Origin of the sequence: Picosynechococcus sp. PCC 8807, assembly GCF_001693295.1 — a bacterium.
Lineage (GTDB): Bacteria > Cyanobacteriota > Cyanobacteriia > Cyanobacteriales > MRBY01 > MRBY01.
Map to the genome: position 1 here is coordinate 110,484 of NZ_CP016483.1, position 18,350 is coordinate 128,833.

The 18,350-nt window shown below is 49.9% G+C and carries 17 protein-coding genes; 8 read left to right on the top strand and 9 right to left on the bottom strand.

The genetic code is table 11. The annotated features are described in order from the left end of the window. The first annotated feature begins 40 nt into the window (after positions 1-40). Complete coding sequence (locus tag AWQ24_RS00590) at positions 41-2,047, top strand: caspase family protein (protein ID WP_065715717.1); 2,007 nt, start codon at positions 41-43, stop codon at positions 2,045-2,047. 164 nt (positions 2,048-2,211) lie between these two features. Here the strand turns inward: AWQ24_RS00590 and AWQ24_RS00595 are convergent, their stop codons facing one another. The 3 genes from AWQ24_RS00595 to murC all read right to left on the bottom strand — a co-directional run bounded on the left by AWQ24_RS00595 (position 2,212) and on the right by murC (position 5,123). Beyond that, positions 2,212-2,544 carry a YbaB/EbfC family nucleoid-associated protein gene (locus tag AWQ24_RS00595; protein ID WP_012305742.1) on the bottom strand — a complete coding sequence of 111 codons (333 nt, stop codon included), beginning with the start codon at positions 2,542-2,544 and terminating at the stop codon, positions 2,212-2,214. 128 nt (positions 2,545-2,672) lie between these two features. Beyond that, complete coding sequence (gene murB / locus AWQ24_RS00600; RefSeq protein ID WP_065715718.1) at positions 2,673-3,617, bottom strand: UDP-N-acetylmuramate dehydrogenase; 945 nt, start codon at positions 3,615-3,617, stop codon at positions 2,673-2,675. A 39-nt stretch (positions 3,618-3,656) separates the two neighbouring features. Beyond that, on the bottom strand, positions 3,657-5,123 hold the full coding sequence (murC, locus tag AWQ24_RS00605) for a UDP-N-acetylmuramate--L-alanine ligase (protein ID WP_065715719.1): 1,467 nt from the start codon (positions 5,121-5,123) through the stop codon (positions 3,657-3,659). A 301-nt stretch (positions 5,124-5,424) separates the two neighbouring features. Between murC and AWQ24_RS00610 the strand changes: the two genes are divergently transcribed. After that, positions 5,425-6,441, top strand: a complete 1,017-nt coding sequence (locus tag AWQ24_RS00610; RefSeq protein ID WP_012305745.1) for a type I glyceraldehyde-3-phosphate dehydrogenase — start codon at positions 5,425-5,427, stop codon at positions 6,439-6,441. Positions 6,442-6,574: 133 nt separating this feature from the next. Here AWQ24_RS00610 and AWQ24_RS00615 read toward each other — a convergent pair whose 3' ends face one another. Together AWQ24_RS00615 and AWQ24_RS00620 are read right to left on the bottom strand one after the other, a co-directional pair. Next, entirely contained in the window at positions 6,575-6,919 is a 345-nt protein-coding gene (locus AWQ24_RS00615; RefSeq protein WP_030006743.1) for a hypothetical protein, read from the bottom strand. Positions 6,920-7,169: 250 nt separating this feature from the next. Continuing rightward, positions 7,170-8,042, bottom strand: coding sequence for an S-methyl-5'-thioadenosine phosphorylase (locus AWQ24_RS00620; RefSeq protein ID WP_065715720.1), 873 nt, complete (start codon positions 8,040-8,042; stop codon positions 7,170-7,172). 70 nt (positions 8,043-8,112) lie between these two features. On the opposite strand from AWQ24_RS00620, the gene AWQ24_RS00625 reads away from it, so the two are divergent. After that, on the top strand, positions 8,113-8,691 hold the full coding sequence (locus tag AWQ24_RS00625) for a peroxiredoxin (RefSeq protein WP_065715721.1): 579 nt from the start codon (positions 8,113-8,115) through the stop codon (positions 8,689-8,691). Positions 8,692-8,747: 56 nt separating this feature from the next. Further along, a complete protein-coding gene (locus AWQ24_RS00630) occupies positions 8,748-10,058 on the top strand; it encodes a dihydrolipoamide acetyltransferase family protein (protein WP_065715722.1) in 1,311 nt (436 codons plus the stop codon). 209 nt (positions 10,059-10,267) lie between these two features. Here the strand turns inward: AWQ24_RS00630 and psbV are convergent, their stop codons facing one another. Together psbV and AWQ24_RS00640 are read right to left on the bottom strand one after the other, a co-directional pair. Next, positions 10,268-10,780, bottom strand: a complete 513-nt coding sequence (psbV, locus tag AWQ24_RS00635) for a photosystem II cytochrome c-550 (RefSeq protein ID WP_012305751.1) — start codon at positions 10,778-10,780, stop codon at positions 10,268-10,270. Between the two features lie 247 nt (positions 10,781-11,027). After that, a complete protein-coding gene (locus AWQ24_RS00640) occupies positions 11,028-11,732 on the bottom strand; it encodes a sirohydrochlorin chelatase (protein WP_065715723.1) in 705 nt (234 codons plus the stop codon). 134 nt (positions 11,733-11,866) lie between these two features. Here AWQ24_RS00640 and AWQ24_RS00645 point away from each other — a divergent pair, with 134 nt between their 5' ends. Beyond that, on the top strand, positions 11,867-12,448 hold the full coding sequence (locus AWQ24_RS00645; protein ID WP_012305753.1) for a zf-TFIIB domain-containing protein: 582 nt from the start codon (positions 11,867-11,869) through the stop codon (positions 12,446-12,448). Positions 12,449-12,594: 146 nt separating this feature from the next. Further along, positions 12,595-14,823, top strand: a complete 2,229-nt coding sequence (locus AWQ24_RS00650; protein WP_012305754.1) for a glycoside hydrolase — start codon at positions 12,595-12,597, stop codon at positions 14,821-14,823. Between the two features lie 21 nt (positions 14,824-14,844). On the opposite strand, the gene AWQ24_RS00655 is transcribed toward AWQ24_RS00650, so the two are convergent. Then, positions 14,845-16,023 (bottom strand): aldo/keto reductase, encoded by a 1,179-nt coding sequence (locus AWQ24_RS00655; protein WP_065715724.1) that lies wholly within the window; start codon positions 16,021-16,023, stop codon positions 14,845-14,847. Between the two features lie 350 nt (positions 16,024-16,373). On the opposite strand from AWQ24_RS00655, the gene AWQ24_RS00660 reads away from it, so the two are divergent. After that, entirely contained in the window at positions 16,374-16,868 is a 495-nt protein-coding gene (locus AWQ24_RS00660; protein ID WP_065715725.1) for a glutathione peroxidase, read from the top strand. Positions 16,869-16,969: 101 nt separating this feature from the next. Here AWQ24_RS00660 and AWQ24_RS00665 read toward each other — a convergent pair whose 3' ends face one another. Further along, positions 16,970-17,770, bottom strand: a complete 801-nt coding sequence (locus AWQ24_RS00665) for a glutathione S-transferase family protein (protein WP_065715726.1) — start codon at positions 17,768-17,770, stop codon at positions 16,970-16,972. A gap of 117 nt (positions 17,771-17,887) precedes the next feature. On the opposite strand from AWQ24_RS00665, the gene AWQ24_RS00670 reads away from it, so the two are divergent. Then, positions 17,888-18,247, top strand: coding sequence for a single-stranded DNA-binding protein (locus AWQ24_RS00670; protein WP_030006734.1), 360 nt, complete (start codon positions 17,888-17,890; stop codon positions 18,245-18,247). The last annotated feature ends 103 nt before the right edge of the window (positions 18,248-18,350 follow it).

Genomic DNA, 18,350 nt, shown 5'->3' on the forward strand with positions numbered 1-18,350 from the left:
TGGTAGGCTGATATCAGAATTTCAAAGGCAGTGAACTAGGATGGCATGGCGTCGGCGTGATTTTTTACAAGCTTTGGGGTTGACCTGTGGTGCCCTGGGGTTTTCTTCGTTTTTACGGCCATCTGATCTCAAACAATCTGCCCAGGCTCTCAGTCAATTTCGGGGTCGCAAGATCGCGTTGCTCATCGGCATCGATCAATATGGTCAAGGGCCTAATTTGGGGGGGTGTCAGCAGGATCTAAAAATCCAGAAACATTTGCTGGAATCACGTTTTGGTTTTGCGGCGACGGACATCGTCACTCTCCGTAATGATCAAGCCAGTGGCAGCGGTATTTTTACAACGTTTCAAACAGACCTGAAGACAAAAGTGAAACCGGAGGATCTGGTTTTTGTGCATTTCAGCGGCTATGGTACTCGCTTAGTCACAGACCCAACGGATCCAGAACCAATACCAGCCCTGGTGCTCCCGGGGAAATCTGGCCCTGAGGCGATCGCCCTGAGCACTTTTCAAGCCTTAATCCAAGATCTCAATCCAGCCCAAGGAATTCTCGTCTTGGATACCAGTTTTGATCCTGGCTCCCGACCCCCGGCCCCCTATTGGCGACCCCGCACTTATCCGGATGAAACGGCGATCGCCCCCATTGTTGCCCCCGAAACCACCACTGTCAAATCAAATTCTAGTTTTGCGTTAGGACGATCAGCTTTGATTCAACTGTGGGCTGCCACCGAGGGCGTTACCCCAGAAGTGCAAATTAATGGTGTGATGACGGGACTGTTTACGGCGGCCCTTGGGCAATATCTCTCCGCCTATGACCCGATGGTCACCGTCACTACGGCCCAGACAAACCTTGCTGTGCGTTTACCCAAGGATGAGACGCAACCGGCAACAATGACCTTTTTGGGTACCAAAACCGCGCCCCTCTATGGCACTCTCCCCAGCGATACGTTGCCAGCGACGGGTCAGATCTTTAGCCAAAATCCCACGGGGTTAGAAGTCTATTTGGGGGGCTTTGAACCGGAAATTTTGCAGGCGATCGCCCCCGGTAGTGAATTAACAATTCGTACCGAAACGGCACCGATTCTCCAACTCAGCGGCAAAGCAGGGGTTTTCGGCCAAGGGAAATCTTCTACGCAAAATGTCACCGTTGGCACAGCAATCCAAGAAACGAAACGCCATCTACCCCGCAACCTCGCCTTAAAAATTGCCCTGGCTGAGGATCTCAGTCGCATCGAACGGGTAGATGCCACCAGTGCTTTTGCGAGTTTGACCAACATCGCCAGCGTCAGTAACCCCCAAGATTGGGTAGATTATGTTTTTGATGAAGCCTATCAATTGACCACCGTCCCTGGCAAAATTGTCCCCGGTGTGGTGCCGGCCAGCGATACCAACGAAGCGATCAAATCTTCAGTCAATCGACTCCTCCCCCGCCTAGAACAATTATTAGCCTTAAAATGGCTCCGGTTGTTGGTCAATGAAACCAGTACCCAACTGCCTTTGAAAGTAACGGTCCAACGTCTGGATCGTTTTTCGACCCTGCTGACGGCAAAAACAACACCCTTTAGCCTGGGGCAGTCGAAGAGCAATCCTAATCCTCAACCGACGTTTACGGTGGGAGAAAAGGGGCAATATCAATTGGAAAATACGGGAACGCAACCTCTATTTTGTCTAGGTTTTGCCCAAAGCCCGAAACAAGAATTACTGCTCCTGATTGCTAAAGAAGGTCTCAAGATCCCCCCAGAAACCGCAACCAGCCCCCTAGAATTAACGGCGCTACGTCCCTTGGGAGTGTGGACAATTTATTGGATCATTGGCGATCGCCCCTTTGAAAATTTCCAAGACCAGGCCACCCAACTTTTTGGGGATTTAGAGACCATTCCCCAGAAGCTAGAAAAATCCCTGCCCCTTATCCAAGGCCTCCTCAGCGATTTGCAAGCGGTTCCCCCAGAAGGCACAGAACCCAATAAAGAAAATTATGTTTTTTCCACGACCCAGTGGGCGGGTTTGCGCTTTACCTACACCGTTGTGGAAACGGAGGCGTCATCCTAATCTTAGCGCTTGGCATAATTAAAAAAAATCAAATCAAACAATAAAAAACCCCAAGACAAAACCCTGGGGTCAAAAATTATTGTTTTTTTAAGTTGAAGGATTGGGTCTTGGTGTGAGTATTTTCCGCAGCCCAAACTCACCAGATGAATGATGTTTATTTTGAATTAAAGGCCGGGGAGGTTGAGGCCACTGGTTAGCTCTTCCATCCGGGTGCGCATGGTTTCGGTGGATTTGGTATAGGCATCGGTCAGGGCTTCGGAAACGGCAGCCGAAAGTTCCTCTGCACCCTTGGCGATCGCCTCTGGGGAAATTTCTACGCCCCGTGGTTCCTGGTTGCCGCTGAGAATCACTTTTACAGAACCATCGGCATTGGTACCTTCAATGTCCATCGCTTCGAGCTCTTCTTGGAGTTTTTTCGCCCCTTCCTGTACCTTTTGGGCTTGCTGGAATGCGGCGGCCAGCTCTTTCATTTTCCCGAGTCCAAATCCTTGTGGCATAGTCTTTACAAAATAATAATGTTCGTGATTGTCTCGTCTAGATTAGACCCCCTAGGGCATCTAATCCGTAACCTATCTTAATATCTCCCGGCACCATTTGACGTTTTCAGGGGAGTTTCTGCCGGGGCCTAGGAAAAATCCCCCAGAATTTTCACTTCGGGTTTCAGTAAAACCTGCCAGCTCTGCTCCACCTGGGCTTGGACGTGTTGAATTAGCTGAAAAATATCCATGGCCTTCGCCCCACCACAATTGACAATAAAATTAGCATGGCGTTCGGCTACCTGGGCTCCGCCAATTTGATACCCTTTCAATCCTGTTTGTTCAATTAAATGGCCCGCCGCCTGGGGATAGGGATTGCGGAAAACACTGCCACAACTGGGTAAATGGTAAGGCTGGGTCGATTTGCGCATCCGGAGATTCCGATTGGTTTCTGCCCGTACCGCTGCTTTATCAAAACCGGGTTCCAGTTGAAAAGCGGCTTCGAGCACCAGGCGATCGCTCCCTTGGAGATTAGACGTGCGGTAACGGTAATCGAGATCCGTCGGTTGGAGTTGATGGATTGTCCCGTCGGGATCAAGCACCTTGAGCCACAACAACTGATCGGCAACACAACCTTGGTGAGCGCCGGCATTCATCACTACACTCCCGCCAACACTCCCCGGAATGCCCACGGCCCACTCCAAACCTTTCCAACCCCGTTTCGCTGCATTCCAAGCAAGGCGAGCAATGGGTTCCCCCGCACTGGCTACGAGAATACCGTCGTCTTCTTGGGCATGGTAATAGCGCAATTTTTTGGTGTTGATGGTGAGACCAGGAATGCCTTTATCACTAATCAAAAGGTTAGAACCGGCCCCCAGAATAGTGAGGGGAAATCCCGATAAATGCTTGAGATACCATTCAAAACAGGCTTCTGTTTCCGCCAGATTGCTGGGTTCTGCATAAAATTCTGCCTGTCCCCCAACCCGAAAGGAGGTGTAGTGAGCCAAGGGAACTTGGGCTTGAATCAGGCTAGTGCCGTCGCCTAGGGTTGTCGCAGGAGCAGCAATCTGGGAACGGGAGGGGGAGCAAACCATGGCGTATTTCCGGGTCTAGGGGGCAAAGGTCAAAAGCACTTAGTCTGGGGCAGAACATTGGGTCAACGGCGCTTGGGGCAGCGCAGGGTCGCCATTGGCAGACAGTTGAGCCAAGAGGCTTGGGATAGTTTGGTTGAGATTCCCGGCTCCCAGAAACAGTACCAGATCCCCCGTTTGCAGTTGCGGTGCTAACCATGTGGGTAGGCTTTGGAGATCTGGGTAATAGGCAACGTCACCATCTTGTTGATGGGCGATCGCCTGCTGTAGGGCTTCACCTGTAAGGTTATCTACATTTTTCTCCCCTGCGCTATAAATATCAGTAATTATGGTCACATCTGCGTTTTTGAAAGCTTTTGCAAATTCATTAAAGAAAGCTTGGGTACGGCTGTACCGATGGGGTTGAAAGATTGCCACAACGCGCCGCCCTTGACCAGCCCGGAGCCGAGCAGCCTGGAGAGTCACTTCAATTTCACTGGGGTGGTGGGCATAGTCATCAATGAGGGTAATGCCCTGGTATTGACCGCGAATTTCAAACCGTCGCTTTGCCCCTTGAAAGGAAGCTAAAGCCTCGGCAATGGGCTCAAAGGGCACACCACAGCACCGGGCGGCGGCGATCGCCCCCAGGGCATTACTCAGGTTGTGGGCACCCAGTAGGGCTAGATTAATTTCTCCGAGGCGATCGCCTCGTTCCCAAATGGTTGCCCGGGTCGAGGTGGCACCGTAGTGAATATCCGTCGCCCAATAATCAGCTTGTTCAAGATTCTGTAACCCATAGCCCACCTGATAGGGCACGACCCCCGTGGCGATGGTGGGACAGTCCACGCAGGCAATCAGGCGATCGCACTGCTGGGCAAAGGTTTGAAAAATTTCTACCACCTGATCCAGCGATTGATAATGATCCGGGTGATCCAATTCAATATTTGTGACAACCCCTAGCTGGGGACGGAGCTTTACCAAGGTGCCGTCCGATTCATCGGCCTCAGCTACCAAATAATTACCCTGGCCGAGGCGAGCATTGCCATCCCAAGCATCCACTTCACCCCCGACAATGATAGTCGGGTCAACGCCGGCCACCAGGAAAATATAGCCGATTAAACTACTGGTTGTTGTTTTGCCGTGGGTTCCCCCTACCGCCACACTGTCATATTCGGCGACGAGGGCAGACAAAACATCAGACCGATGAAAAATATGACAGCCTAGGGATTGGGCCGCTTGAAATTCTGGATTTTCTTGACCAATGGCCGTTGAGCAAATGACCTGGGGTAAACCGTTGTGATGTCCAATGGCATCGGACTCCCCTCCAAAGGCCTGTAAATTTTCTTTGACTTGCTGACTGAAAATATGGGCACCCACTGCCGCCAAACGTTCTGTAATGTGACTGGTGCGTTGGTCAGAGCCAGAGACGGGTAACTTTTTCTGGGCCAAGACATAGGCAAGGGCAGACATCCCAATCCCGCCAATGCCAATGAAATGGAATGGCTTTCCGTTTAGATCTACTGCTTTCAAAGATCCCTCCCCTCACACGTTCTATCGCTGGTATGGGTAACGATAGATAACAGAACACATTTAAGTATGCAATATTACCGGACATTTACAAGTAAATCATTCCGCAGAAACATCCCTTGGGGCGATCGCCTTTTGGGGTCTAGCCAATCGATCTAGAGGCGTAGCACCGAAGTCTTAATTCCCAAATCAATTCGGCAGTTTCCCGAAATTCGGGGATCGAATTGTGCAGTCTTTGATATGATTGGGGTCATCAAATGAAAACTTTTATTGCAATTTAATCTTTAATAGAGGGCAAGACGCGGTGATTAGAGTAGCGATTAATGGATTTGGACGTATTGGACGCAACTTCTTGAGATGTTGGGCTGGTCGCGAAAACAGCCAACTCCAAGTCGTTGGGATCAATGCGACCACCGATACCAAAAGTAATGCCCACATGCTTCGTTATGACACGATGCTGGGTAAATTTGATGGCGAAATCGATTATGACGCCAACTCTCTGACTGTCAACGGCAACGTAATCAAATGCTGTTCCGACAGAAACCCCCTCAACCTCCCTTGGAAAGAGTGGGGCGTCGATTTGGTGATCGAATCTACCGGTGTATTCAACACCGAAGAAGGATCTTCTAAGCACATTACAGCTGGTGCACAAAAAGTATTGATCACAGCCCCTGGTAAAGGCGGCCATATCGGCACCTATGTAGTTGGTGTAAACGCCGATCAGTATGGCCACGACAAACAAAATGTCATCAGTAATGCCAGCTGTACCACCAACTGCCTCGCCCCCATTGTTAAAGTACTCAATGATCGTTTTGGGATTGTCAAAGGGACGATGACTACCGTCCACAGTTACACTGGCGATCAACGTATCCTCGACAACAGCCACCGGGATCTCCGTCGGGCGCGGGCAGCCGCAGAAAATATTGTGCCGACTTCTACTGGCGCAGCTAAAGCCGTTGCCTTAGTTATTCCCGAAATGAAGGGTAAGCTCAACGGGATCGCCATGCGGGTACCGACTCCCAACGTCTCCGTAGTTGACCTGGTTGCCCAAGTAGCGAAGCCCACCATTGCTGAGGAAGTTAACCAAGTTCTGAAAGAAGCTTCTGAAACCTACATGAAAGGGATTTTAGCTTACACCGAAGAACCCCTCGTCTCCTGTGACTTCCGGGGAACTGATGTATCTTCCACCATTGACGGTAGCCTCACCCTCGCCATGGACGGTGACCTAATTAAAGTTGTGGCTTGGTACGACAACGAGTGGGGTTATTCTCAACGGGTTGTTGACCTCGCAGAAATCGTTGCCCAAAATTGGCAAGGGTAATTTTCCAAAACGATATGCGCCATGTCTGATTTGACATAGATGTTGACCTAGAGTTTGACGTCTTAATTAGGTAGGGCAAGTTACAAATCAATAGTAAAAAAAGGTGGTACGCAGCCACCTCTTTTTTTGCTAACTAAACTTCGAATAAGTTTTCAAATTCATGGCGTAGGGCCTGAAGATTGGCAATGCGGGCCACCACCAAATAGGGTTCTTGGGGAGTATCGGGTAATTCCTGTTCACAACGGCGTACCACCGCTTCTTGTTTGAGCCAAAAGTGAACCATGGTTTCGACGACTTCGTCCCAATTCCAATGGGGCTTTTTGGGAATGGTGTCTAGGGCCTGGATAAAGCTATCTAAAGTACAACGATGGGCGGCGAGATAGGCTTTGGGACGCTGGGGGTCTAGTTCGTATTGCTGTTGGTAGTTAAAAAAAGTAAGCAGGGGGGTCACCCCAAGCAGATCGAAAGCGTAAGTCATTTTTTTGCACACTCCAAACGCATAACCAGGGGAAAAGTCAGTCCACAGCATCCTCAGGCTGGGACTGTCCCGTACATTAGAGGCGATCGCCACAGAATAGGACAGTGGGAGGGAGAGCGCTCGTCCCTATGGTTGAGGTATAGGGACTGTTACTGATCTAGTCTAAGGAAAATTCCCCCTAAAAGGGTTATCTGCAAACTTTTTGCAATATTTAGCAGTTTCTAGAGAAGAGTGCTAATTTTGGACTGATTTACAAGTATTTGTTGAGCAATAAGGCAAGTTTCTCCTTGGTGCTAGCTGGGACTTGGTCGAGGGGAGTGAGAATCGCATATTTAAGGGTATCATGGGCAGCGGACTGGGGAGGATTTGCCGCTAGTTTTTCGACGACAGCCCGGATCACTTTTTGGGCATTGGTAGCATTTTTGTGGAGATTGCCAATGACCATTTCAACGGTGACACTATCATGGTCGGGGTGCCAACAGTCGTAATCGGTCACGAGGGCGAGGGTTGCATAGGCGATTTCTGCTTCCCGGGCCAGTTTTGCTTCCTGGAGGTTGGTCATACCAATGATGCTGGCGTCCCAACTGCGGTAAAGATTGGATTCGGCTTTAGTAGAAAAGGCCGGGCCTTCCATGCAGACATAGGTGCCGCCCTGATGGAGATCAACGCCTTCTAAGTTTAAGGATGCCACTGCATCACCGAGGATCTTCGCCAACTGAGGACAAATAGGATCACCAAAGGCAATATGGGCAACGATCCCGTCTCCAAAAAAGGTGTCGGTGCGGTGGCGGGTGCGGTCAATAAATTGATCGGGAATGACCATGTCCACGGGTTTGATATGACCCTGGAGAGAACCCACAGCCGAGGCAGAAATAATGTATTCAACGCCGAGGGATTTGAGGGCGTAGATATTCGCTTGAAACGGAAGCTCTGTGGGGAGGAGATGGTGATGGCGGCCATGGCGGGGGAGGAAGACAACGGGGGTGCCGTCGAGGGTGCCGCTGATGAGGCGATCGCTAGGGGCACCAAAGGGAGTTTCAACGGTAATTTCTTCGATGTCTTGGAGGGCGTCCATTTTGTAGAGACCGCTACCGCCGATGATGCCAATTTTAATGTCTGCCATGGTGACTCGCTGTTAGATTTGCCTTGATTTGCTACAACATTATCTTGTATCAAAACCAGCTTGAAATTCCATGTTGCAATTTTTTCGGACGATTCTCATTACTGTGGTGGCGATCGCCTTTATGTGGTTCCCCGGTGAGGCGGCGATCGCCCTGGGTGGCCCTCAGCCCGAGCTCAACCAGCTCGCCCCAGAATTCACGCTTTTGGGCAATGACGGCGAGGGGAGTATTCAAGAATTTTCTCTCCAGGACTACCGGGGCCAATGGGTCGTACTTTACTTCTATCCCCAGGACTTCACCCCTGGCTGTACCCTCGAAGCCCGCCGTTTCCAACAGGATCTCCCTAAATACCTAGAGCGTAATGTGCAGGTGCTGGGGGTTAGTGTTGACGATGTCGATTCCCACGAAGCTTTTTGTGATGCCGAAGGCTTAAAGTTTCCCCTCCTGGCCGATAGTACCGGGGATGTGAGCAAACAGTACGGTTCCTACTTGACAGGCTATTCCCTGCGCCATACCTACCTCATTGATCCAGAAGGGATTTTGCGCAAAATTTATCTGGGAGTAAATCCTGCGATCCATAGCCAAGAGGTCCTCACAGACCTTGATTCCTTGATGGCAAATTCCTCAGCCCAGCTTCCCCCAATGGGTTAAAATCGACAACGATTGTAAAGTTTGTCCACACCGTTGTTTTAAAAGAAGATTCCTCCATGATTCACGATATTTTCATGCCCGCCCTCAGTTCTACGATGACCGAAGGTAAAATCGTCTCTTGGACTAAGTCCCCGGGAGATAAAGTCGCTAAAGGTGAAACCGTTGTCGTGGTGGAATCTGACAAAGCCGATATGGACGTTGAGTCTTTTAACGAAGGGTTTCTCGCAGCGATTATCGTTGATGCGGGGGAAGAAGCACCAGTGGGTTCGGCGATCGCCCTCATCGCTGAAACCGAAGCAGAAATTCCAGAGGCCAAACAAAAAGCCGCGACTCTGAAAGGGGGTAGTAGTGCTCCTGCTGCTAATCCTGCGCCTGCACCCGCCCCTGCGGCACCTAGTCCAGAACCGGCTCCCGTTGTGGCAGCCCCGGCGCCTACACCTGCGGCACCGACTCCCGCACCAGTGGTCAACGATGGCAGAATTATTGCTTCTCCGAGGGCGAAAAAACTCGCCAAAGAATTTGGTGTTGATCTTAAAACAGTGCCTGGTTCTGGCCCCCACGGTCGAATTGTCGCCGAAGATGTCGAAAAAGCCGCTGGTAAAGCACCTACTATTGCCCCTGCTGCCGTATCAACTCCAGCGCCGACAACCAGTAAGCCTGCCGCCCCAGCGCCAGCTCCCGTCGCTGTCACTCCTGGTGAAGTTGTCCCGCTGAATACGTTGCAACAGGCGGTTGTGCGGAATATGAATGCCAGCCTGAATGTACCCACCTTCCATGTGTCCTATGACATCACGACCGATGCCCTAGATGCCCTCTACAAGCAAATTAAGAGTAAGGGCGTCACCATGACAGGTCTATTGGCGAAGGCCGTGGCTGTGACCCTCCAGAAACATCCAGTGGTTAATGCCAGCTTTGGGGATAATGCGATCCAATACAGCAGTGGTATTAATGTGGCGGTGGCTGTTGCGATGCCCGATGGCGGCCTGATTACCCCTGTGCTGCAAAATGCCGATCAAATGGATATCTATTCCCTTTCCCGCAAGTGGAAAGATTTGGTAGACCGGGCGCGCCTCAAGCAACTGCAGCCCGATGAGTACAGCACTGGCACCTTTACCCTCTCTAACCTAGGGATGTTTGGGGTCAGCAGTTTTGATGCGATTTTGCCCCCTGGTCAAGGTTCTATTTTGGCGATTGGGGGTGCTCAAGCTAAAGTCGTTGCGACGCCCGACGGTTTATTTGGTGTGAAAAAACAAATGACCGTCAATATCACTTGCGACCACCGCATTATTTATGGTGCTGATGCGGCGGCATTCCTTAAGGATCTAGCTGACTTGATTGAAAATAACACGCACAGTCTGACCCTTTAGGTTCATCTCGTTGCTCCTTGGGATTTTCCTCAAATACGCAATAAAACATGATCTATGGCTCCCCGGTCTGGGGAGTTTTTTTATTGCAAAAGTCAATGAACACTTTTAGAGACAATAAAAAAGACAACCTCATTATGGTTGTCTTCGGTACTTCATTTTGCGAATTTTAGATAAAAAAGACGATTTAAATAAAGTCGATCAATCGTGTTTTAGTTAACGGTTTTACCACCACCCCAAGCAACACCACGCACCTGGGCTTGAACGAGGACATAACCGGAAACATTTTGCAAATCCTCTTCGTTGAGGTTACGCATGCTACTCCAGATGTCGGCACGGACGGTATTGGGGTGTAACTGAGATAGGTCTAATTCACCATCGTAGGAGGTGGGATTTTTGAGATAGTCCACCATGGCCAGGATATTATCGCGGCGGGGTTCTGCCCCTTCTAGATCGACTAGAGAAAGGGTTACGTTGGGGTTGCTCTTTGTCCGGCCGCTGTTGTGGCAGGTGGAACAGGTGTTGATAAAGATCCGCTCTCCTTTGGCAACCTGCTGGTCACTGAGGACGACCGTTTCGGTTTCATTGAGGTTGACGGTGCGGTCTACTTCCCGGAGGGCGGTGGCATTGGCAGCGCCGACATTGAGTTGCCAAAATAGTAAAACGAATGCGCTAATCCCGAAAATAAATTTTTTGAGTGGGTCGATCCCCAGAATTTTATTCATGTTTTTCCTCAATACAGCAATAACGTAAATAAATCTATCTCCACCTATTTAACTGTGAAGGCAGACCTACAGGCAAGAATTTATCAAGGCTGTAAGTAAATGTGCTTATCTTTGTTTATTTAAATTTGCGTTGCCAACGGCACCAGTCAGCCAGGGCAACTAACCATACATATCATGCCATTGGCGTGAATTTTTCTTATAAATCCGTAAAGAACAGCAATATTTCGCGCTGCATTTCACTATTTGCTTAGGGGTTACCTCGGAGAATCTGGGCGATCGCCACTGCACATTGGGGATCAGTGCCAAAGGGTTGACCAAGCTGAATTGTCATGGTGGGGTTGGCCTGGGCGAAGGTTTTCATCTGGGCGGCGATCGCCTTTGGGATTTTGCCGGAAAAAAGAAAATAGGGAACCAAGTGAATCGTTGTTGCGGTCGTCTCTTGGAGCTGTGCAAGTCTTTGGTCTAAAGAGGGTTCTGTGGCCCAGTAGGCGGTGCTAGCGTTGAGGGCCTGGGCGAGCTTTTCGATTTCGGGATTCGCGCCGGTGCGACGGCTACCATGGGCGATCAAAATACGTTGGGCCGTAGAATTTTCGGCAAACTGTCGCTCTAGGAACGGGGCAAGGCGGGCATCTTTACCGAGGTAATCGAGTTGTTGAAACTTTACTTGGGGAAATTGGGACTGCAGTTGGGCGATCGCCTCTGGGAGATCTTCCCGGACATGGACACCGGGCAAGAGAAATAGAGGCAGAATTTGCACTTCAGCGGGTTCTGGGGCGTGATCCCGGAGGAACTGGGCGATCGCCGTCGTTAGGGGCACCTCGCTACATTCTAAATAGGCCCCAAGCACCGGATGATCCGCCTGGGCTTTCACCTGGGCGATCAGGGTCTGAAATTCCCGCTGATAACTGTCACTAAAACTGCCATGGACGACCACCACCGATAACCGCTGCATGAATTTTTTGTCCCGTCTATTGTTTCTGTTTGGTGATTATAAAAAGGTTAGCGCCAAATTTCTGGGCCGTAGTTGTGGCGGGATTGGCTTCGGCGTAGGATAAAACGAGGAAAAACTGTGGGAGTCATTAAACTGTGCAATGTCCTAAATGTCGCGATGTTGAGCTTGGGGATCAGCTTCTATCTGGGGAGCTGACCAGTTGCCATTGTGAAAAATGTGAAGGAGATTGGCTCCCTGGCGATCGCTACCAAACCTGGCAAAATAGCCAACGAAAACCACAGCGCCTCAATACCCAACTGTCCCTCCCAGAAACCGTGATCCCCGGTGAAACAGACAATAAAGCAGCCCTCTGTCCCGAATGCCGCCGCTATTTATCGCGGGTAAAAATCCCCGTTGATCAACCTTTTTACTTGGAGCGTTGCCCCGAATGTAATGGCTTCTGGTGCGATCGCCAAGAATGGGAAATTTTAGAAAAACTCCAACTCCACACTAGCCTCGAATATATTTTTACCGCCGAATGGCAACACAAAGTCCGGGAACAACAGCACAACATCAGCGAACGACAGGCCCTGATCCAGAAACTTGGGCCGACCCTGGCCACCGATGTTTTCGACCTGGGCGAAAAACTAGCGGCCCACAACAATGGCGATTTTGCTGTGGCTTACCTGGCCCGTCAAGTCACCGAAAATCAGACTAATCAAAGTCAATCACGCTAATTGCTAAATGTCACAGCCCCATCGCATCCTTGCAATTCGTTAAGGCTGCCCGGAAGAACGGAAAGGCGATCGCTATGATTTAAAGAGAAAGCCAAGCTTACCCAAGGCTTTTGGAGACTCCACAGCGGCAAAATATTTCCATTTATATGTCTTATCCCCTCTACATCGCGTTTATTTGGCATCAGCATCAACCCCTCTACAAAGCACCGGACGGTCAATATCATCTCCCCTGGGTGCGGCTCCACGGCACTAAAGATTACCTAGATTTGATTTTGCTGCTCGAAAAATATCCACGCCTCCACCAAACTGTGAATTTGGTACCTTCCTTGATGATGCAGTTGGAAGATTATGCCGAAGGCAAGGCTCTTGACCCCTATCTAAAGCTGGCCCTCACCCCCGTCACAGACCTCAACAGTGATCAAAAATGGTATATCCTGGAGCATTTCTTTGATGGCAACCACCGCACCTTAGTCGATCCCCATCCCCGCTACCGGGAGCTGTACACCGAGCGCCAGGACAAAGGCAAAGCCTGGTGCCTAGAAAATTGGGACGAACAAAAATTTAGTGATCTCTTGGCTTGGCATAATTTAGCCTGGATTGATCCCCTCTTTTGGGATGACCCGGAGATCGCTGCCTGGCTCGAAAAAGATCGCGGCTTTACTTTAGGCGATCGCCAACGCATTTATTCCAAACAACGGGAAATTATTAAGCGGATTATCCCCAAACACAAACAAATGCAGGACAACGGGCAACTGGAGGTGACCACCACCCCCTACACCCACCCGATTTTGCCCCTGCTCGCAGATACCAATTCTGGCCGCGTCGCCGTCCCTAAGATGGAACTGCCCCAGGAGCGCTTCCAGTGGTCAGAAGATATTCCCCGCCACCTCAACCGCGCCAAGGAAATGTACCGGGAACGTTTTGGCCGGGAAGTACGGGGTCTGTGGCCATCGGAGCAATCTGTCAGCCCGGAAGTGCTTAACCCCATCGCCGCCGCTGGCTTTAAGTGGATCTGTTCCGACGAAGCGGTGTTGGGTTGGAGCCTGAAACATTTCTTCCACCGGGACGAAGTGGGCAATGTCTACGAACCGGAAAAAATGTACCGCCCCTATCGCCTCGAAACAGACCATGGGGATCTCGCCATTGTCTTCCGGGATCACCGTCTGTCGGATCTCGTCGGCTTCACCTACAGCGGTATGGACTCAGAACAAGCTGCCTGCGATCTGGTCGGTCACCTAGAGGCGATCGCCCGCAGTTTGCGACACCACCAAAAAGAAGGCCAAACCGCCCTCCAAGAACCACACCTCGTAACCATCGCCCTCGATGGTGAAAACTGCTGGGAATTCTACGAAAAAGACGGCATCCCTTTCCTGACCTCCCTCTACGAAAAACTGAGTGCCAATCGCCAACTCGAACTCGTCACGGTCTCCGAATTTATCGAGCAATTTCCCCCCACCGAAACCATTCCCAGCCACAAACTCCATAGTGGTTCCTGGGTTGATGGGAGTTTTACCACCTGGATTGGAGATCCCGCTAAAAATCGCGCCTGGGATATGCTCACCAAAGCCCGCCACCTGCTGGCCGCCCACCCCGAAGCGACAGAAATTACCAACCCCGAAGCCTGGGAATCCCTCTATGCGGCCGAAGGCTCAGACTGGTTCTGGTGGTTTGGGGAAGGTCACTCCTCTAACCAAGATGCCATGTTTGACCAACTCTTTCGGGAACACGTCGCTGGGATCTACAAAGCCCTAAACGAACCGATCCCGCCGGAAGTGCTCCAACCCATTGAAGACCACACCCGCCACCGGGAGCACCTCCCCGAAAGCTTTATTCACCCGATCATTGATGGCATCGGTGACGAACAGGATTGGGATAAAGCCGGTTGCATCGAAATTGGCGGTGCCCGGGGTACTATGCACCAAAGCAGCGCCCTGCAACGACTCTTTTACGGTTGGGATCATCTTAATTTTTATTTGCGCTTTGACCTCAAGCGGGGCATCAAATGGGGCGAGGAACTCCCGGCAGAACTCCATCTCCTTTGGTTCTATCCAGGGGTAAACTGCGCCATTAGCCCGGCTCCCATCGCCAGTATGCCCGACCAGGCTCCCCTAAATTATCTCTTCCGGCACCACATCGGCATTAATCTCTTAACCCAATCTATCTGGTTTGAAGAAGCCAGTGACTATGGCCAGTGGCGGCCCCGGGGTGCCCATGCCAAAATGGCTTACCGAGAATGTTTAGAACTGTCTGTGCCGTGGGATGTACTGCAGATTAAACCGGACTATACGCTCAATTTGGTGGCAATTTTGGCCGATGATGGTGAGTACCATAGTTTTGTGCCGGAAAATCGCTTTGTTACCCTCCAAGTGCCTTAAGCCATTTTCTCAGGATAAAACTTAGCTCGTCGATAACCGTTGCACCGCTGCTCCTCCCAATAAATTATCGGCTTCCTGGAGATACTGGAGAATGTGTTTGCGGTGGGGACTGAGATGTAATACGTTGCGTAGATCTACCTCCGTTAAGCGGTCGGCTTTTTGGCCGGGAAACCAGTGGCCGCCGTTGCCCATCAGGTTGTAGCGGGCTTTGCCGTATTCAATCATGTCGTAGGCGATCGCCAAATTTCTGAGCCAGAGAATGACGGGGATATTAATCTGGTTCGGGGTTTGGTCATAGGTTGGCAGGCCCACTTGCCAGGTCTTGGCCCAATCTTCCCCCAGGGAGGCGATCACCTGATTTTCTAGTCGCGCGAGAATATCTGGCAAAATTTCAGCGGCCTGTCCCAGCAGAGGGAGGGTTTCTAGATGCCGATCAAAATCCGAAGGACGTGCCGCCCCCACGCTCAAAGTATGGATCTGGGGATGGGACAAGCAAAATAAATCGTTAAACACCATTGGATGCAGCGGCCCGCAGAGATCGACCAGCTTTTGGGGCGGATTGTAAAGATGCCCCCCCTTATCCGATGGACTGATAATAAATACCCCCATATCCTGCTGCGTTGCTGCTTCGATGGCCCGCCAATTGTCCTGATTAATCCAATACCAGTGCAAATTCACATAATCCATCGCCCCCGTTTCAATGGTTTTCACAATCAAATCCGTCGAACCATGGGTCGAAAAACCGATGTGACGAATCCGTCCCGCCCGCTGCAATTCCTGGGCGACTTCTAGACAACCCCGTTCAAAGGTGAACTTAAATATTTCCTCGTTATTAATGCCGTGGATACCAAATAAATCCACGTAATCCAGTTGCAAATAATTGAGGGATTTTTCAATTTCGCGCCGAAATGCCTGGGGATCAGCCTTTGGGGAAACCTTTGTTTGGATAATGAGATCTTCTCGTTTAAATTGCGATAAGACCCACCCAAGTTGCATTTCTGACGTGCCGTACCCCCGTGCCGTTTCGATGTGGTTAATGCCCAGATCAAGCGATCGCCGAATCGTTGCCGCTAGATTTTTTTGGCTATCAGCAGGAATTTTCGCGGGGTCTTGATCCTGCCACTTGAACTGATAGCGCATCCCGCCACAGGAAAAAACAGGCATTTGCAGTTCGGTGCGACCAAAGCGACGATATTGCATAGATCTCAAGGGCGTTTCTTAACTTCTATTGGGAGGTATTCAAAAAAAACATTATAACGAAGAACAAATCTCGTCCCTAAGCGGCAAAGGCTGTTCTGCCTCTGACAAAACAAAACGCGCCTATTTAAACTCAACTGATCAAAGCAACAAACCATCGGTTTTCAAAACATCACCCCCAGTATTGTTGGTCTTTGTTATACTATTGCTGCTGTTTAAGCATCATGGGGGGAGTAGCGGCAAAAATTACGCAGTGGTCTTATCTCTAAGACTCATTTACACTCTGCTGAAATAATGAATATAATGCTTGCGAGATTGTTTTAAACAGCTTCTACAAATATTTTTTCGAGTTTATGACGACACAAACGCTTACTTCTATTTATGATTTTTCGGCCACGGCCATCGATGGCACATCGGTCGATCTTAGTACCTATAAAGATCAGGTTTTATTGATTGTCAATACAGCCAGCCAATGCGGATTTACTCCCCAATACAAAGGTTTGCAGGCGCTCCATGAACAATATGGCGACAAAGGTTTAGTCGTCCTCGGCTTCCCCTGTAACCAGTTTGGCCAACAAGAACCCGGCAACGAATCGCAAATTCAATCATTTTGTGAAACTACGTTTGGGGTTTCTTTTCCGATGTTTCAAAAAATTGATGTTAATGGCAGCAATGCTCACCCATTATATCAATATTTAACCAAGGAAGCGCCCGGTATTTTGGGGACAAAAAATGTGAAATGGAACTTCACAAAATTCCTCATTAACCGCCAGGGTCAAGTGGTAAAACGTTATGCACCCACGGCAACACCGGAGGCGATCGCCAAAGATATCCAAGAATTACTTTAAAAACTACCTGCTTCAAAAAAACGCCTTGTTTTTTGACACTAATTTAACCCCCAGGCTTACGTAAAACTTGGGGGCTTTTTTTTCTTTATAAGAACAATCAATTAATCGATTTCAATGGTTGTGGGCGCACCATCTTCAGTCTTTGACTCACGATTGCCCCCTGTTTCTTGGCGGAACTCGCGATAAAGGCGATCGCGCCACTCAAAAAACGGCGCATATTCCGCATTATCCCCCAGACCCGGAATGCCCTTACCTTTGAGGTAGTCAGGGATATCAAAATAGTTCCCCTCAGGAAATTTGAGCAAAATACTCAGGGCGGCCACGGAAAAATCCGCCAAGGTTGGTTGGTCGCCGATTAAATAGGGTTGTTGCTGGACAAGCAAGGTTAACCCTTCGAGATCCTGCCTGAGACCCCGCTGGGCTTCTTTAACTGCATCACCACCAAGGCCAACGCCCGCCCCAAAGAAATCTAAAAAATCCCCCGGCACAGCCCCCAGAAGATTTTTAAAGAGATCAGGCACCTGCTTCGGCACAATGGAGGTGCGGAAGTTAGGGTTTTGGTTGAGGGCACCAATGAAGGCTTTGCGACCTTTCAAGCCAATGGACTCATCGGCCCATTCTTCCATGATCAAACATTGGGCCCGTTGCACTGGAGCGGTAGGAATAATCGGTTTTTCGGGATATTTGCGGTCAAGGTAAAAAGCAATTTCTGTGGAGTCACTGATTACCGTATCGCCATCTTTGAGGACAGGCACTTGACGCTGACCCGACATTTTATAGACGTCCAGTTGACCGATACCGGGGGTCACTTCGATTTTTTTGTACTCTAAACCCTTGTAATCGAGGATTAAGCGGACTTTTTCCGAAAACTGGGATAGTTCAAATTGGTATAACGCCAACATAGGGGTTCGCCTTGATGATTGAGTAGGTAAATCACTCACACCTTACAAAACTTCACAACAAATTGCCATCAGAACTTGTGGCACAATAAAGTAGAACAGTTGTATGGAAAGTCAACGATGACCATTAACCTCGTAAATCTTGTGGGCCGGGCCGGTGGGGATCCGGAAGTGCGCTATTTCGAGTCGGGTAGTGTGCTGTGTAATTTGACTTTAGCGGTAAATCGTCCCACCAGCCGGACGGATCAGCCGGATTGGTTTAACTTAGAGATTTGGGGAAAAACAGCAGAAATCGCCGCTAATTATGTAAAAAAAGGCAGTCTGCTCGGCATCCAAGGCACTTTAAAGATTGAGACTTTCACGAATCGCAATGGCCACGAATCGTCTAAGCCAGTAATTCGGGTTAATCGTCTAGATTTGTTGGGTTCTAAGCGGGATGTGGATCCCAATGCGGTAGATAGTTATAACAACTACGGGTAAACACTCTTCGCCTGCGGCACTTTCCTTAAGGGACGCCCCTCTAACTCCCCTTAATGGAGGCACCCCTCTAACTCCCCTCAAGGGGAGAATTACACCCTGCGCC

Excerpts from the sequence above, each read along its gene's own strand:
- AWQ24_RS00590 (WP_065715717.1), top strand. The coding sequence starts at position 41 with ATGGCATGGCGTCGGCGTGATTTTTTACAAGCTTTGGGGTTGACCTGT.
- AWQ24_RS00595 (WP_012305742.1), bottom strand. The coding sequence starts at position 2,544 with ATGCCACAAGGATTTGGACTCGGGAAAATGAAAGAGCTGGCCGCCGCA.
- murB (WP_065715718.1), bottom strand. The coding sequence starts at position 3,617 with ATGGTTTGCTCCCCCTCCCGTTCCCAGATTGCTGCTCCTGCGACAACC.
- AWQ24_RS00615 (WP_030006743.1), bottom strand. The coding sequence starts at position 6,919 with ATGACTTACGCTTTCGATCTGCTTGGGGTGACCCCCCTGCTTACTTTT.
- AWQ24_RS00620 (WP_065715720.1), bottom strand. The coding sequence starts at position 8,042 with ATGGCAGACATTAAAATTGGCATCATCGGCGGTAGCGGTCTCTACAAA.
- AWQ24_RS00625 (WP_065715721.1), top strand. The coding sequence starts at position 8,113 with ATGTTGCAATTTTTTCGGACGATTCTCATTACTGTGGTGGCGATCGCC.
- AWQ24_RS00630 (WP_065715722.1), top strand. The coding sequence starts at position 8,748 with ATGATTCACGATATTTTCATGCCCGCCCTCAGTTCTACGATGACCGAA.
- psbV (WP_012305751.1), bottom strand. The coding sequence starts at position 10,780 with ATGAATAAAATTCTGGGGATCGACCCACTCAAAAAATTTATTTTCGGG.
- AWQ24_RS00640 (WP_065715723.1), bottom strand. The coding sequence starts at position 11,732 with ATGCAGCGGTTATCGGTGGTGGTCGTCCATGGCAGTTTTAGTGACAGT.
- AWQ24_RS00650 (WP_012305754.1), top strand. The coding sequence starts at position 12,595 with ATGTCTTATCCCCTCTACATCGCGTTTATTTGGCATCAGCATCAACCC.
- AWQ24_RS00655 (WP_065715724.1), bottom strand. The coding sequence starts at position 16,023 with ATGCAATATCGTCGCTTTGGTCGCACCGAACTGCAAATGCCTGTTTTT.
- AWQ24_RS00660 (WP_065715725.1), top strand. The coding sequence starts at position 16,374 with ATGACGACACAAACGCTTACTTCTATTTATGATTTTTCGGCCACGGCC.
- AWQ24_RS00665 (WP_065715726.1), bottom strand. The coding sequence starts at position 17,770 with ATGTTGGCGTTATACCAATTTGAACTATCCCAGTTTTCGGAAAAAGTC.
- AWQ24_RS00670 (WP_030006734.1), top strand. The coding sequence starts at position 17,888 with ATGACCATTAACCTCGTAAATCTTGTGGGCCGGGCCGGTGGGGATCCG.